We start from the raw sequence: 14,075 nt of genomic DNA, 5'->3' as shown, positions 1-14,075 counted from the left end.
TAGCCGCTCGGCAACATCTTCGCCGATCTGATGAAGCGCCCGCTGCAGCAAGGGCAGACCTTCTCCTCAATATCGACAATCTGTTCGATCCGCTCGAGATGCGCGGGCAAGGAGCCGCAGTTGGTTTTACGGGGCTGATCGCTGCCGGAACGCGGCGCAACAGCATCTCTGGCAGCACGGGCATGTCCAAGGGCGATCTCGACATCCTCCAGTCCCAGCTGGAGCTGATCGGCAGCGAGTTGCTCGGACCGGCGACCGAAACGATGCCGCATGAAGGCGTCGATAATCGACTGAAGGTCAACCGGCAATTTGCGGGGCCTGCGGTCGACGGCCGCCATGAACCCGGCGCCAGTCCAATCCCTCCAGAAGCGCGCCTAGCTGGGCGGCGGAAAGACGCATCACGCCGTCCTGGATGCCAGGCCACTTGAAGCTGCCTTGCTCCAGACGCTTCGCCATCAGGCACAGCCCGGTCCCGTCCCACCAGATCAGCTTGATCCGATCGGCGCGCTTGGCCCGAAAAACATAGATCACGCCGGAAAAGGCATCGCCGCCATAATCTGCGCTCACCAGCGCCGCCAGGGCATCAGGCCCTTTGCGGAAATCCACCGGGCGCGTCGCCACCATGACCCGCGTGCCCGGACCGATCCCGATCACCGCTGTACCTGCAACGCCTGGATCACTGCCGCCACCAGATCGGCCTTAGCCGTACCTCCAATCCGAACGACGGCGCCTCCCACCTCAACCTCTATTGCGACCTCGCTCGACAATAGCTTGGGACTGTCGGCCATGACAGGCACGAACATCGGCTCCGCATGGCTGGTGGCCCGACCTGCTTCCAACGCATAGCGCAGCTCCCGGCGCCAAGTGTAGAGCAACGACGTGCGAATATCGTGCTGGCGGCAGAACTCGGCGATGTTGCCGCAACGCGCCATCTCCCCGACTATCGCCAGCTTCTGCTTCAGCGTCCAGATGCTCGCCTAGTTCGCACGGCCGGCGATGCCATGACGTAGGAACGGCTCAATCTATACTTTTTGGCGACAGGGGATGGCCTGCGATTTAGCCGACGTTCACAAGCCGACCGAGCCTGCTTTTGCGGAGATGCAGATCAGCGAGCAGCTGGACCTGTCCAAACCATCCACCCCCGCACGGTATGAGGACACCAAGCTAGCCTGTTAGCGCCTAAAACCGGGCAGCAGGTTGAGTTGTCAGACGGCGCGCTTATCCTTGTTCGCCGCAAAGTTCTCTGCGACGTCGGCGAAGTAGGGCATGTGGTTGGTTATCCCGCCATCGACTTGAAGCACCTGGCCGGTTACGAAACGGCCATCGTCTGAACCGAGATAGGCCACAGCAGCAGCAATATCCTCAGGAAGCCCCAGCGTTGGGGTGAGCTTGTGCCGTTTGATGCGATCGAGCTGCTCCTCGGAATTGGTGACCACATTGGCTTGCGTCATGATCAAGCCCGGTGAGACGCTATTACAACGAATGCCCTGTTTACCATATTGAGTCGCGACATACATTGATAGGCAATTTACCGCCGCTTTGGACGCCGCGTAGGATGGAGCGTAGAAATCGCCACGCAGAGCCGCCCCTGAGCTCGTGTTGATGATCGCTCCGCCGCCGCAGCGCAACACCAGCGGCAACGCATGTTTGATCATCAGCATCGTACCGCGGGCATTAATCTGAAAGGCGAAGTCCCAGACCTCGGCATCCAGGGACTCGATGGCCATATCGCGTGACATCTGATCGAGGCCTGTAGCAGCCGCATTGTTGTGAAGCAGGTCGAGGCAACTGAAGCGTTCATCGACCCAGACAAAAAGTGACCTAATGCTGGCTTCATCGCCCAAGTCCACTTGCTTGACGATACACGTGCCACCAGTTGCTTGGATGGCGTTTGCGGCTTCGGCGGCTAGCGCGGGGTCGAGATCGGCAAGTACGACCGAAGCGCCTTCCGCGGCTAAACGCTTAGCCGTGGCGGAGCCAATGCCCGTTGGTCCGCCCGAGCCGGTGACCATCGCTACTTTGTTTTCCAAACGCTTCATGAAATCCTTCTTCTTTCTCATTTTCTTCTTTATTCAGCAATCATGCGCTGATTGTTTCTAAGAACAGCTCGCGGTTCCTGTGCTTTGAGCGGCTCGATTTTTACCGGATCTGCTTCAGAGACGAAGCTCTTCCTTCATGCACAGACCGTAGCCTGCCAACCAGCTTCACATGGGAGGTCCGTTCGAACAGCGGAACCGGCGATTCCAGCAAAGCGTGCAATAGTACGCCACTTCGTCGCCGCAGCGCGCACGGCGCAAGCTGTATTAAAGCTGCGGGCATTTGCAACAGACGGAATATCGCGGTGGATTCGAGCGCACGCACCGCAAGGTTTCGACGGCGACACTCACGGGCCGCCGTGCTGGATGTGATCCGCTATTTATCCTGAACACGTACAACCGTTCAGCTTCTCGGAATGAAATTGATCATCGAATGAGCCGGAAGCAGGTGCGAACTTCCGTCACGAAAATTTCTGGCTGCTCGAACGCAGCGAAATGCCCACCTCGTGCCGCTTCGTTCCAATAGATAAGATTAGGATATACACGCTCGGCCCATCGCCGGGACGGCCTGAACAATTCTTTCGGAAAGATCGTCACGCCAACCGGAATATCTATCCGGATATTCTTAAAAAATCCGAGGCTCTCCTGATAGAGTCGGGCCGACGATGCTCCCGTCGCTGGAAGCCAATACATCATGATTGCATCCAGCATGTCATCATACGACAGGATGGATTCGACAGCGCCGTCATGATCCGACCAAGCGTGGAACTTCTCGTAAATCCATGCCGCCTGTCCTATCGGAGAATCGACGAGGCCATAGCCAAGGGTCTGTGGCTTGGTCGCTTGCAGGAGGGCATAGGCGGACCCGGTCCGGTTATGCTCCTCCATCGCGGCAAGGCTGGCGCTCTCCTCCACGGTCAAATCATTCATATCATCGGCCACTGGTAACGCAATCGGAGCGTTCAGGTGAATCGCCGCACACCCGGGCGCGTTCGTCCCGCCCAGCTGTGTGGTCACGGCGCCACCCCAATCGCCTCCTTGGGCGACAAACCGGTCATAGCCCAGGCGACGCATGAGTTCGGCCCATGCCTCAGCAATCTTCTCGACTGTCCAGCCTCTCTCTTCGGGTTTTCCCGAAAATCCGAATCCTGGCAAGGACGGCGCGATGATATGAAACGCGTCATCGATGCTGCCGCCATGGAGCTGAGGCTCAGTCAGGGGGCCGACTATCTTCAGAAACTCTACGACAGATCCGGGCCAGCCATGCGTTATCAGCAGCGGGAGCGCACGCGGGTTCGACGAGCGGATATGCAGGAAATGAATATCAAGCCCGTTAATAGGTGTTCTGTACTGGCCCAGGTCGTTCAATAGGCGCTCGCAACGCCGCCAGTCATATGAGGATCGCCAGTACTCGCACAGCTTTCGTACGGACTCCAACGGTGCGCCCTGCGTCCAGTTCTGCACAGTCTCCGGCTCAGGCCAGCGCGCACGCTCAAGGCGTTGCTTGAGATCAACGATCTGATCTTCCGGAACCCTGCTATAATATCTTTCTACGTCGAACATGAACCTGTCGCTGCTCCCCAAGGCGTCGCTTATTTTTGAAAGTATCGGGCAGAACCTTGCGAGTGGTCCGCTGCCGGGTATTGATCCTGCTTAACAAATGCTGCGTTCTCGACCCAGAGGCTCGGGGAGGTTCATTCTGACCCTCCGTCAGAAAGGCTGATTGTAGCTTTGCGCGCCCCGCCATAAAGACGAGCCTAGCAAGCCACCGAACACCGGCACTATCGTGCAGAGGCAGCGTTGGCGGCCAATGTTGCTAGGTTGCGGATTTGAGTAGGAGGATGTCATGAACGGATTTACCAGGATACCGGAAAGTCGCTGGTTGAGATCGAGGGATCTCAAACTGGAGGAGAGTTCTGCCCCAGCCTCCTTCTATACGTCGCAGGAACAGTTCGAGCTGGAGCGTGAGCAGGTCTTTCGGCGCGCTTGGTTATCGGTCGCGCGCGTGGAAGAGCTTCCCAACGCAGGCGATTTCGTCAATCTCGACATTTTGACACTCAAGGCCAAGCTGATCTTGGTCCGGGGCGACGACGGAGAGGTGCGCGGCTTCCACAATTCCTGCGCGCATCGCGGTGTGATGGTCGTACAGAAGGAGAAGGGCAACGCTGCCCAGTTCCGCTGCCCCTACCATGCCTGGGTGTATGGAACCGACGGCAAGCTGCGGACCATTCCCGGCGCCGATATGTTCCCGGATGTGAAATGCGGTCATGACGGTCTGCCGCCGGTGCATACGGGTATTTGGAACGGTTTCATATTCGTCAATTTTGCCAAGGAACCCGAGGAGTCCCTTGAGGAGTTCCTCGGAGAAGCCGGGGTTCTTTTCTCCGACTTGCCCTTCGAGGATTATAATCACGAGCTGCGCTTCCCTCAGCCGCTCGCGACGAACTGGAAGCATATCAGCAACGCCTTCACCGAAGGCTATCACCTGGGCTTCCTGCACAAGAATTCACTCCCGTTCGTCTTCGATCGCGAAAACCCACTGACGGATTATCCGACCGTGCGATTCATGGGGCGCCACTCCGCGAATATCACCGGAGCCAACAGCAAATGGCAGCCGACAAAGCCGGTTATGCGCTTTGCCCTGGAAACCGGGTTCGCAGCAGACGCCGAGTTGGAGCCGGCCGGCAAGAAGTTGATGGATCATCCGGCAATCAACCCAGATCGTATAGATCCGATCATGGAAGAGGCCATCAATATCTTCCCTAACACTCAGATCCAGGTTCTGCGTAATGGCTATCTGTGGTACCAGTATTGGCCGTCGGGGCCCAATGAAATGCTGTGGGACGTGCGTCTTTTCCTCGATAGGGCACCGCACAGTTTCAGGACGGAATTCGCAGAAGCCTCCTATGTCGCGGCCAGCCGCGACGTGTTGGCCGAAGATTCCTCGATGGGCGAACTGCAGCAGCAAGGTCTCATCTCGGGAGGACTGGAACGGGTCAAATATGGTGAGAACGAGTTCATGCTGCGTCACTTTGCGCAGACGCTGACGAATTACATCGAAGGCAAGGTTTAGATCTAAGGGTTGCTGGCGCCGGACGCGCCAAGGAGAATTATAATGTCAACGATTGAAAGAGGCGTCAGTCCGTCGCTGCCTGCCGGCTTCGAGGCGCTCGAGATGTTCCTCGAGGAGTGGGGTGATCTCGAGACAGAGGACGAGAGATACCAACTTCGACGCCGCAAAAGCCTCGAGGACTTGAAGCTCTTCTATGATGCCGTGACTCCGAGGCTCGAGGATGTGTTCCGGCATCTCGACCAATTCGAGTATGGCCCGCTGCCCAGAGCCGAGCAGGGACTTTTCCGGCTCGCTCTCGGGCTGGCCGAGGTCGCCCAGGCTGTGGAGGTGATCGGGCATCCCAGTGTCCCCACCACCTCTGCCCAGCACACTATTCAAATTTCTCGGCCACGGAGCCTGAAGTAGAAGCAGGTTCTTGAGGAGGGCCGATCGGGCGGTCCCGCTCGGAGCGACCAAGTTGCCGTGGTCGGGAAGGGCAGCGGCTAACCGGGAGACATCGTGTCACGCTGGTTCAAGGTGGCTCGACACTGGCATCACAGTTTGAGGCGCCGCTGGCAGCGGTAAATATCGGCTATGATGACGTCGAGGCGGCCAAAGACCGTCTGGAGGCGGCGGGTTACCCCGTGCTGTATCAGCAGGCGATGAAGTCGGGTGGAACCGCCTATCATTTCGGGAAAGCTTTCCATGGCATGCCACTTTTTATTCATCCAAGCTCGGCAGACGCGGAAATGATCGGCGTGTAATATCATAGCGGGTGCGGAGCGATTACCGCTCACGCGCTAAAGGAACGGGAGCAATCACGTGGCTAATTCTGACGGCAACAAGGAACTGGTTCTACGGTTTATGCAAGCCATCGTGGATGGCGACGTCGCGACCCTCGAGACAATTATCCATTACGACGCGAGATGGTGGATCAACGGGATCGGGGACCTCGATCGAGCGGGCCTCTTCAACGGCCTTAGCGCCCTGATTGCCGCCAAAGAGCGGACGATGGTAGTGACCCATGCTGTGGCGGAAGGCGATCACGTCGCTGTGGAGGCGGTCGGCGAAATGGTCTATGATAACGATGTCTATCGAAATCAGTACCATAATGTCTTCCGGATTGCCGATGGCTGTATCATAGAGGGCCGGGAATATATGGATACGCAAGCGGCAGCCGCGTTTATGGCTAGGCGGTAGTTTCCGGGCCGAGGGGAGCCCCCGCGGGCAATGGCCTACGGCCTAGCATTAAATGCAAGCAGAGCGGATACTGGGCAATGCCTTTCGCCTGCTACCTATGTTAAAGGAAAGCAAATGCAGCGTCTGGCAAACAAGGTCGCGATCGTCACGGGCGGCGGCGGCCGTATCGGTGCGGCAACGGCAAAGCGTTTCGCTGCCGAGGGCGCAAAGGTTGTGATCGCAGATCTTAGTGAAGAGGGCGCCGAACGGGTCGCGACCGAGATCGGGGACGCGGCGCTGGCCGTCCGGTTCGATGCCGGCGACGTCGAAAGCATTGCTCGCCTGGTACAGCGCACCGTCGATCATTTTGGCGGACTTGACATCCTTCACAACAACGCCGCGCTTTTGGATCTGGAATTCCTCAATCGTGATCGTACCGTGGTCGATACCGATATAGAGGTGTGGGATCGCACAATGGAAGTTAATGTGCGCGGCTACATGGTGGCATGCAAACATGCGATCCCTCATATGCGTCGACGGGGTGGCGGATCCATTATCAATACGTCGTCGGGCGCGGCGGCAGCGGGGGACAGTTCGCGCGTCGCTTACGGTTCATCAAAGGGAGCGATCCTCGTGATGACCAAATATATTGCCACACAGCATGGTCGGGAAAATATCCGATGCAATGCGATAATGCCCGGGCTCATTCTCGACCCGGAACTTGAGCCTAAGATTGCCGAACTCGCCGCGCTCATCAAACGTCACCAGCTCATCGAACGAACCGGGCGGCCCGAGGATATTGCCGCCTTGGCGGCTTTCTTCGCGTCAGACGAATCCGGCTTCATCACCGGGCAGTCGCTCAGGGCCGATGGTGGCGTTCTCGATGATCAGCCTATGTTCGCGGATGAATTAGACCGTCAGAGTAATTAGGGTCAGCAACGATCGAATCGTGCCGGGTTTGCGAGAGCCACCAACTCCTCACATGAGGGTTTTGGGGTCAAGGAGTTCATCACGTTAATCCATCCTTCTCGTCGGCATCCAAGGTCTGAGCCCCGGTATCCGGACCCTGTACAACCTCACATCCGGTCGCCGCTCTGAACGGCTGCACCAACATCCCGCTTTCTACGGGCATAGTCTGATCCTCCCGTGGGAAGACCATGAACACCGCGTTCGCCGCCAAGACCCAAGAGTGTCATCTCTATCTAGCGGAGGGGTGTCATTTCTATTTAGCACTGCTTTCCATTTGAAGGGCGAGTTCCGTGGCTTGCATAACACTTCAGCCAGGGTTGGGGCTCGCCCCAACCCTGGCTGACCTAATTTACGAGACCTGTGCGCGGGTGGGTGTAGAAGACTGAAAAGCCATCTGTTTTTGGTCTTTAGTGCGGGTTGCGCTGCTTCCCGATCACTCAGGCACAGGCTGTAGTTTCCTTTATGCCTGGGCCGCGAGAATGTTCATCGTGCGCTTGAGATTGTAGTCGATGGCGGTGAGGTGGACCTGGATGGCGGCTTTGGCGAGACCTCGCCATCGCATTCGGCGCAGGCCATAGGATCGCTTCCACGTCCCGAAGATCTTCTCGATCCGTCCGCGAATGCGATGGATGGGTTGGTTCCATTCATGGAGCTTTCGCAGTGTTTCCTGTTCGTCGCGGCCCCATGCGCCCGTAGCGACGATCCGCGGTACGCCACCCTTTGCAAAGACTGCGTCACGGAAATGATTGCCGCGATAGGCACTGTCAGCAAACACCTCGCCGGGGTTGTCGGGCAGCGCATCGGGACTGGCCTTGCCATCGTTGATATTGGCAGAGGTGATCGATACTTCCTCAACCAGCGCTGTATCGGCGTCCGCTCCAACATGGGCCTTGAAGCCATGAACAGCCCGCTTACCCTTATGTTTTACCCAACGGGCCTCTTCATCGTCTTCGCTGGCGGACGCGATAATCGTGGCATCGACCAGTGTTCCGGTCTTGACCGTCACTGCTTTCGATTTGAGCTGAGCGGTAACGATATCAAACAGCGATCGATCCAGCTTATGCACGACCAGCAGCCTGCGATATCTGACGAACGCGGTGCGCTCGGGTGTCGCCTCATTTGCCGAAAACCCGCAGAAGCGGCGAAACGACGCGCGATCATCGAGCGCCTCAGCCAATTTCACGTCTGACAGGTCGTACCAGATCGACAGTAGCAGAGCTTTGAACATGGCAAGTGGCGGCCAGGCGGGTTCGCCTTTGGCTGCGCAATAGAGCGGATCCAAAACCGCAGCGACTGACATCCAGTCGATCAGCTTGCCAAGCTCGTCCAGCGTTGATGACGCCCCTGCGCGTCCGGCAAATCCAAATCGCTCCTGACCAATCGAACGATGTGCCACGCCCAACTCTCCTCTTCGGAAAACCAATTGAATCAGGAATAAATGCCCTTGTCTACACCCACCCGCGCACAGGTCTCTTAACCGGACGTTCAAGGATGCCTGGATTCTTGAGGCCTGCGGCGGCTACCGCGAGATCCAAGCGCTGGGTGACGTTGGAGCGGGACATCCGGCCACCGCTGCGATTTGGGAAAAGAATGCTCTCTCCAGTAGGATCGCCGATCCGGCGACGCCACGACTTGATGAGTGCGGCGGTGGGTCGCCAGAGCGGCACGCTTCGTTCTTTACGTCCCTTGCCGCGCAAGTGGACAGCAGGTTGGCCTTCAAGCACGACGTCCCGACACCGGATGCCGATCATCTCGGAAACGCGGGCACCGGTATTGTACATCATGCTGAAGAATGCCCGATCGCGTTGTCCAGCCCAACTGGCCCGATCCGGGGCTTCGATGATGGCACCAATCTCGGCACGAGACAGAAAACCGACCATCGGCCGATCGAACCGCTTGAACGGAATTGCCAGCGCTCGCTCAATCGTGGCCAGCGAGGCAAGGTCGTGGTGCGACGCGAACTTCAGGAACGTCCTAATTGCGGCCAGGCGTGCGTTGCGGCTTCGCACACTATTGCCGCGCTCCTTCTCCAGATGATCAAGGAAAGCGAGCAGCATTGGCGCGTCGAGATCGGACAATGTGATGGCGCTGGGCGTTCGCTTCAACGCCGTGGCAGCGTAGTTGAGGAGTAGGCGCAGGGTATCCCGATAGGCAGCGATGGTCTGAGGGCTGACGGCACGTTGCTCTATGAGATGATCCATGAAGAAGCGCTGCACCAGCGTCGACAAAGTGGGGGCGGCGTGTTCAGCCATTGCCTTTCTCCCCGAATGCGAAATCTTCGAACCGATTGCCAGCAGCAGCCATCAAATCCGGGATGCCGGTCAGATACCAATAGGTGTCCGATATCTTCGCATGGCCGACGTAGGTGGAGAGCGCGGCGATTGCATTATCGATATCGGCACCGTCAGCTCGCCACCTCTGGATGCGTCGACAGATGAATGTATGGCGGAAATCATGGATGCGGACTTCGGGGTAGGCACCGCGAGCAACGATCCCTGCTTTGCTGCGCAACCTCTGGAAGGTCCAATGCGCGGCACGCGATTTTAGTGATCGTTCTGGCGTCGAGACGAAAAACGACTGCTCCGCAGCGCGCGGCAGGAATCGGTCCCGCACGGCCAGATAGTCGGCAAGAGCACTGGCGGTGGTTGAGTGGAACGGCACATGCCTCGACTTGCTGAACTTCGTCATCCGAACCGTCAAACATCGACTTCCAAGGTCTACGTCGGCGCAGCGCAATTTGATCGCCTCGGAAATGCGCAAGCCGGTTGCGGCGATCAAACCATAGAAAGCCTCGTATGCGGCGGGTCGCAGGCCGCCCACTGGTTCGAGATGACGTGCTGCAGCAAGCAGCGCCAGAACCTCTTCCTCGGTGTAGATGTGAGGGGTGGCCCGGCGCTGGGATTTGCCGAATATCTGGGTTTGCGGAAACTCCGTGGCTGGATCTTCTCGCAACAGATAGGTCGCGAAGGGCCGAAGGGCATCAAGCCGCCGAGCCCACGCGCGCGGCCCATCGGTTCGGGCGTGTTCCTTTGCCCACTCGACCACGAGCTCTGTTGTCAGAGATCCCTTGCGGTCAGTGCCATCGAAGAATCGAGCGAAGGAGCGTAACTGGCTCGCGCTCGGTCCATTGGTGCGAAACCCCAAGACTCGCCGTTCAGCAAGAAAGGCCTCGACGTGCGTTGCCATCATCCTGGTTGTCATCACACCCTCCCAGGCCAGGGCAACGCCACGGCAGACAGCCGGTGGAGATCGATCTTGGTGTAAATCTTCGACGTTTCGAGGCTCTGGTGCCTCAAGATATCGGCAATGTGCTTCATAGGCGTACCATCGCGGAGCAGTCTGCTTGCGATACTGTGGCGAAGCACGCGCGGATCGGTTCGATGCCATCCGCATCGAGCGAAGGCGGCGATCACTGCGTGCTTGGCGACGCCCGCCTTGATGGGGACGTCATAGGGCGCGGCGTGTCGAACGAAGATCGCGCGGCTGTTGGTCTGGGGGCGTTCATGGCGCAAATAATCTGCGATCGCGTCACCAGTGGCGGTAGGCAGTGGAAGGCTATCGGTGAAATGCGTCTTGGTTCTGGCTATGCGAATGATCCCGTTCCGCCAGTCAACGTCGTCGATCCGCAGCTTGGCGACTTCGGAGCACCTGAGTCCAAGGTCGGTGATGCATCTCACCATCGCATAAGCGCGCCGCCGGGACGGCAGTCGATCATCAAATGACGCGAGTACCGCATCAATCTGGGCCGGTGATAAAACGTCGGGCAACGCCGCCAAGCGCCAATGCGCCACGCGAGGGACCTCCCGTACAAGCTTGCCAACGTCGTCGCCCAACATCTTGCGAAACTTCAAATAACAGCCGACCGCTCCACCGGCGACGCATACTGCACCGGCACTCCAACCTCGGCCTTCGCCCAGGATAAAACGCCGAACGTGGGCAGGATCGAGCTTCTCAGGATCAATCTCGCTATTGCCAAACCGTTCGAGGAGCAATCGGCGAACGATCTGAATCCGCTGCCGCCGTGTCGTGTCCGCCAGACCGCCGACATCCCGCATGTGGCGATCGAAAGCCGCCAGCTCGCTGCTGAGGCGATCCTTCTGTTCCGCAGGAGGAATCTGGCCCTGAGCGCGAAGCACGTGCAAGAGATGACGAATAGCCGCGCGCAGCTCGTGGCGCAGTTTACGCACGGGCGGGCGGCATGTGCAAAACGGCAAATGGGCGTCGAGAAACTGCTGCTGCGCAGCCTCATCGATCAAAATAAGGCCCACATCTGCCTCGGAGGCCCACTTCGCGAAGTGAGCGACGCAGGCCAAATACACGCGCACGGTGTTGGGATGATACCTGCCTGCCCGAAGATGAGCGACATACTCCTCTTCGACCGATGCGATGACGCTGCTGGATAGCCACCGGCGCGGCTCAGGCTGTAAAAGATCGGACCTCATGAAAACGCTCCTCTCCAGATGGTTGGGCGGAGAGGGACGGTATTATGTGCAGATGGTATCGGTCATGCTGCATCGCAGGCGACAGAAAACCGCGCGGTCAACATCGCAGGCAATCTGTACCTGCACATAATCCGGCGCTTCGCATAATTGCGGTTATGGAAATGTATGCATAATCGAAAAAATGCGCTCTTCGCCGGCTCTGACGAAGGCGGCAACTGGGCGGTCATCGCCACCCTCATCGAAAACTGCAAGCTGAGCGACATCAATCCCCACGAATGGCTGACCAAGACAATGACCGCGCTCGCCAACGGCTACCCGGCCAATCGCGTTCATGAACTCATGCCCTGGATCTACGTGGGCTGAGAACAGCGCTCATGTTTCGTGAAAGAGGTTGGTTCGCCCTACACTGGTGCTCCGAGGGTTGCTCGGGTGGGCCGAGCCTATCCTCACACGAGGAGGACGAACCGTGGAACATCTAGGGCGCAGGGCTGGTGCTGCCCTTCTACAATACCGAAACCATGACACTGCACCTGACAGAGATATCGCCCCCCGTCGCCCCTGGCGCTCACGTGGTCGTGCTGATGGACCAGGCTGGGTGGCACATGACCGGACAGCTCGTCGTGCCCGATAACATCAGCATCATTGCTCTGCCGGCAAAATGTCCTGAATTGAACTCGGTCGAGAACATCTGGCAGTTCATGCGCGACAACTGGCTCTCCAACCGCGTCTTCCTACGACAACGTCATCGACCACTGCTGCGAGGCTTGGAACAAGCTCGTCGATCTGCCTTGGCACATCATGACCATCGGTCGCCGCAAATGGGCGCGTGGGTCATGATCAATGCAGGTTGGTATCACCCACGCGGCTCAGCGACTTATCGACCGCAGAATAAAGTCAATCGCATATTCCCGCCAGAATGCAGTGCCGCGCTCCTCTAGTCCAAAATGCTCATTGTAGCGCGTCAACATTCGGCGGGATGAGACGCTGCCCGAGACAATTATAAGGATCATAAACTCAAGTGCCGCAGTGTCGACATGCGGGCCGAACAATCCGGCATCTTTCCCACGATTTAGCACGCTATCAATTTTTTGAGACAATGTATTGCACAGCACAGCGACTTCTGGTGCACGACCGATTTGCGCGCCGTCATGAAGGCTCTGATCTATTGTCACGATCGCGGTTGCCTGATCGGTGGAATATCTATCATAAAGAGCACCGATATACTGGCGAACAGCATCCACAGGCTGCAAGGAATCATAGTCTATTGCTAGGAGTTTCTCATATGTTCCTTTAGCAATGTCTCGAAGTACCTCGCTGTATAATTCATCCTTGCTGGCGAAATAGAAATAGACAAGTTGCTTAGTTACCCCCGCGCGTCGGGCTATATGCTCAACTTTTGCACCCTCAAACCCAGACAGGGCAAATTCCTCTCGGGCGGCGGCCATGACTCTCAAAATTTTGGACGCGGGATCGTAACGTTCTCTACCCAAAAGCTGCCGTTTCGTCGTTTGTTTAGCCAATGCACCCTCCAAACGATCTTTTGAATTTGACTGCCCTATATCCGATTGATCGGGCGCAGTCACCGGTCAGTTGGGCTCTCCCTTGCGGATCAGCCGGCAACATGGCCCTCAGCGGGGCGATTCGCCTCCTAGTGAGGACGGCGCCCCTTTGCAGACCGGTATAGCCATCAGCACGTCCCGCCTGGCTGCGGGTGATCACGGCAGCACGCATGTGCCTCATCTCTTGATCAGCCTTTTTGGCAAAAAAGATCGCCGAATTAGTAGTGCCGGGTGGTTGGATAGCGTCGCCGGCTGCCAGGTTCCGTCCGTAGATTTCGCAGCCGATCAGCGGGAATTCTGGATGTGTCGGTTCGCCATCGGGACATCGCGTCAGTAGCGGTTGACGGGCTTGTCAAGCGCGGACGCCGACGAGCCCGCCTGCAGCGATTCGCTCGCTGTATGTGCCAGTTCGATCATCTGCGGGCCGACGGCACGATGCTTTGCCTCCTATTCGAGCGTAACTTCATCCGCGCCGATGCGGTCGAGCTTGGCGGTGAGTTCGAACAGGATCAGCTTGTCGATATCCACCATCGCTGCGGTCTCATCAGGTCACGAATATAGGTCCGAAGCGGTGCGCGGCGCGATGGTGGTCAGCACCGGCTTCTCACCTGGCTCCAGTTCATAATCTTCAGCATTGCCTTGACCGCCCCGCTCAGCTGCGGAATCCCATTGCGTGCCGTTCAGACTTTACGTCGATACCAGCCGCTCGCTGATCTGCCACAGACGCTCGGAACTTTCATCGCTGCGTGCCGCCTTGCTAAGCGTCGCTGGCCGATGCTTAGCAAAGTAGCCGCCGGTTCCGGGATCCTGCTGCTTCGCCAGCCAAAGAATCGTATCT

At 57.9% G+C, this 14,075-nt stretch carries 13 protein-coding genes and 3 pseudogenes; 6 read left to right on the top strand and 10 right to left on the bottom strand.

The window, feature by feature from the left end:
• From GGR44_RS16565 to GGR44_RS16545, 5 genes and pseudogenes are all read right to left on the bottom strand, one after another.
• Positions 1 to 338 (bottom strand): annotated as a pseudogene (locus tag GGR44_RS16565) (transposase domain-containing protein); the annotation flags it as partial.
• Positions 298 to 654, bottom strand: coding sequence for an IS66 family insertion sequence element accessory protein TnpB (gene tnpB / locus GGR44_RS16560; RefSeq protein ID WP_009823144.1), 357 nt, complete (start codon positions 652 to 654; stop codon positions 298 to 300). The pseudogene GGR44_RS16565 and the gene tnpB, both read right to left, overlap by 41 nt.
• A complete protein-coding gene (gene tnpA, locus GGR44_RS16555) occupies positions 651 to 962 on the bottom strand; it encodes an IS66 family insertion sequence element accessory protein TnpA (protein ID WP_281374327.1) in 312 nt (103 codons plus the stop codon). The genes tnpB and tnpA overlap by 4 nt, the downstream gene beginning before the upstream one ends.
• A 243-nt stretch (positions 963 to 1,205) precedes the next feature.
• A complete protein-coding gene (locus GGR44_RS16550) occupies positions 1,206 to 2,060 on the bottom strand; it encodes an SDR family NAD(P)-dependent oxidoreductase (RefSeq protein WP_221214427.1) in 855 nt (284 codons plus the stop codon).
• Between the two features lie 402 nt (positions 2,061 to 2,462).
• Positions 2,463 to 3,599, bottom strand: coding sequence for an epoxide hydrolase family protein (locus GGR44_RS16545; RefSeq protein WP_183956600.1), 1,137 nt, complete (start codon positions 3,597 to 3,599; stop codon positions 2,463 to 2,465).
• A 283-nt stretch (positions 3,600 to 3,882) separates the two neighbouring features.
• On the opposite strand from GGR44_RS16545, the gene GGR44_RS16540 reads away from it, so the two are divergent.
• The 4 genes from GGR44_RS16540 (at position 3,883) to GGR44_RS16525 (ending at position 7,197) form a co-directional block, all read left to right on the top strand.
• Positions 3,883 to 5,109 (top strand): aromatic ring-hydroxylating oxygenase subunit alpha, encoded by a 1,227-nt coding sequence (locus GGR44_RS16540; protein WP_183956599.1) that lies wholly within the window; start codon positions 3,883 to 3,885, stop codon positions 5,107 to 5,109.
• Between the two features lie 42 nt (positions 5,110 to 5,151).
• A complete protein-coding gene (locus GGR44_RS16535) occupies positions 5,152 to 5,514 on the top strand; it encodes a hypothetical protein (RefSeq protein ID WP_183956598.1) in 363 nt (120 codons plus the stop codon).
• Positions 5,515 to 5,910: 396 nt separating this feature from the next.
• Positions 5,911 to 6,288: a nuclear transport factor 2 family protein gene (locus GGR44_RS16530; protein ID WP_183956597.1), complete on the top strand. Its 378-nt coding sequence runs from the start codon at positions 5,911 to 5,913 to the stop codon at positions 6,286 to 6,288.
• Positions 6,289 to 6,402: 114 nt separating this feature from the next.
• The gene (locus GGR44_RS16525; RefSeq protein ID WP_183956596.1) at positions 6,403 to 7,197 is read left to right on the top strand and encodes an SDR family NAD(P)-dependent oxidoreductase; all 795 of its coding nucleotides are present in this window, start codon (positions 6,403 to 6,405) and stop codon (positions 7,195 to 7,197) included.
• Positions 7,198 to 7,696: 499 nt separating this feature from the next.
• Here GGR44_RS16525 and GGR44_RS16520 read toward each other — a convergent pair whose 3' ends face one another.
• From GGR44_RS16520 to GGR44_RS16505, 4 genes are read right to left on the bottom strand one after another with little or no spacing between them, the layout of a single operon-like run.
• Positions 7,697 to 8,632 carry an IS5 family transposase gene (locus GGR44_RS16520; RefSeq protein ID WP_183956595.1) on the bottom strand — a complete coding sequence of 312 codons (936 nt, stop codon included), beginning with the start codon at positions 8,630 to 8,632 and terminating at the stop codon, positions 7,697 to 7,699.
• 52 nt (positions 8,633 to 8,684) lie between these two features.
• Positions 8,685 to 9,488 (bottom strand): tyrosine-type recombinase/integrase, encoded by an 804-nt coding sequence (locus GGR44_RS16515; protein WP_230190283.1) that lies wholly within the window; start codon positions 9,486 to 9,488, stop codon positions 8,685 to 8,687.
• Positions 9,481 to 10,425, bottom strand: coding sequence for a tyrosine-type recombinase/integrase (locus tag GGR44_RS16510; RefSeq protein WP_221214426.1), 945 nt, complete (start codon positions 10,423 to 10,425; stop codon positions 9,481 to 9,483). The genes GGR44_RS16515 and GGR44_RS16510 overlap by 8 nt, the downstream gene beginning before the upstream one ends.
• A gap of 11 nt (positions 10,426 to 10,436) precedes the next feature.
• Positions 10,437 to 11,678 (bottom strand): tyrosine-type recombinase/integrase, encoded by a 1,242-nt coding sequence (locus GGR44_RS16505; protein WP_183956593.1) that lies wholly within the window; start codon positions 11,676 to 11,678, stop codon positions 10,437 to 10,439.
• A gap of 171 nt (positions 11,679 to 11,849) precedes the next feature.
• Between GGR44_RS16505 and GGR44_RS16500 the strand changes: the two are divergent.
• Both GGR44_RS16500 and GGR44_RS16495 read left to right on the top strand, forming a co-directional pair.
• A pseudogene (locus tag GGR44_RS16500) lies at positions 11,850 to 12,041 on the top strand (transposase domain-containing protein); the annotation flags it as partial.
• Between the two features lie 116 nt (positions 12,042 to 12,157).
• Positions 12,158 to 12,515: pseudogene (locus GGR44_RS16495) on the top strand (transposase); the annotation flags it as partial.
• A gap of 29 nt (positions 12,516 to 12,544) precedes the next feature.
• Here GGR44_RS16495 and GGR44_RS16490 read toward each other — a convergent pair.
• Positions 12,545 to 13,261 carry a TetR/AcrR family transcriptional regulator gene (locus GGR44_RS16490; protein WP_183956591.1) on the bottom strand — a complete coding sequence of 239 codons (717 nt, stop codon included), beginning with the start codon at positions 13,259 to 13,261 and terminating at the stop codon, positions 12,545 to 12,547.
• Positions 13,262 to 14,075 lie beyond the last annotated feature (814 nt).

The organism is Sphingobium fontiphilum (genome assembly GCF_014196635.1).
In the GTDB taxonomy this organism is placed as follows: Bacteria; Pseudomonadota; Alphaproteobacteria; order Sphingomonadales; family Sphingomonadaceae; genus Sphingobium; species Sphingobium fontiphilum.
This window is presented reverse-complemented; position numbering and strand designations above follow the sequence as displayed.

Excerpts from the sequence above, each read along its gene's own strand:
- GGR44_RS16550 (WP_221214427.1), bottom strand. The coding sequence starts at position 2,060 with ATGAGAAAGAAGAAGGATTTCATGAAGCGTTTGGAAAACAAAGTAGCG.
- GGR44_RS16545 (WP_183956600.1), bottom strand. The coding sequence starts at position 3,599 with ATGTTCGACGTAGAAAGATATTATAGCAGGGTTCCGGAAGATCAGATC.
- GGR44_RS16540 (WP_183956599.1), top strand. The coding sequence starts at position 3,883 with ATGAACGGATTTACCAGGATACCGGAAAGTCGCTGGTTGAGATCGAGG.
- GGR44_RS16515 (WP_230190283.1), bottom strand. The coding sequence starts at position 9,488 with ATGGCTGAACACGCCGCCCCCACTTTGTCGACGCTGGTGCAGCGCTTC.
- GGR44_RS16525 (WP_183956596.1), top strand. The coding sequence starts at position 6,403 with ATGCAGCGTCTGGCAAACAAGGTCGCGATCGTCACGGGCGGCGGCGGC.
- GGR44_RS16510 (WP_221214426.1), bottom strand. The coding sequence starts at position 10,425 with ATGATGGCAACGCACGTCGAGGCCTTTCTTGCTGAACGGCGAGTCTTG.
- GGR44_RS16535 (WP_183956598.1), top strand. The coding sequence starts at position 5,152 with ATGTCAACGATTGAAAGAGGCGTCAGTCCGTCGCTGCCTGCCGGCTTC.
- GGR44_RS16505 (WP_183956593.1), bottom strand. The coding sequence starts at position 11,678 with ATGAGGTCCGATCTTTTACAGCCTGAGCCGCGCCGGTGGCTATCCAGC.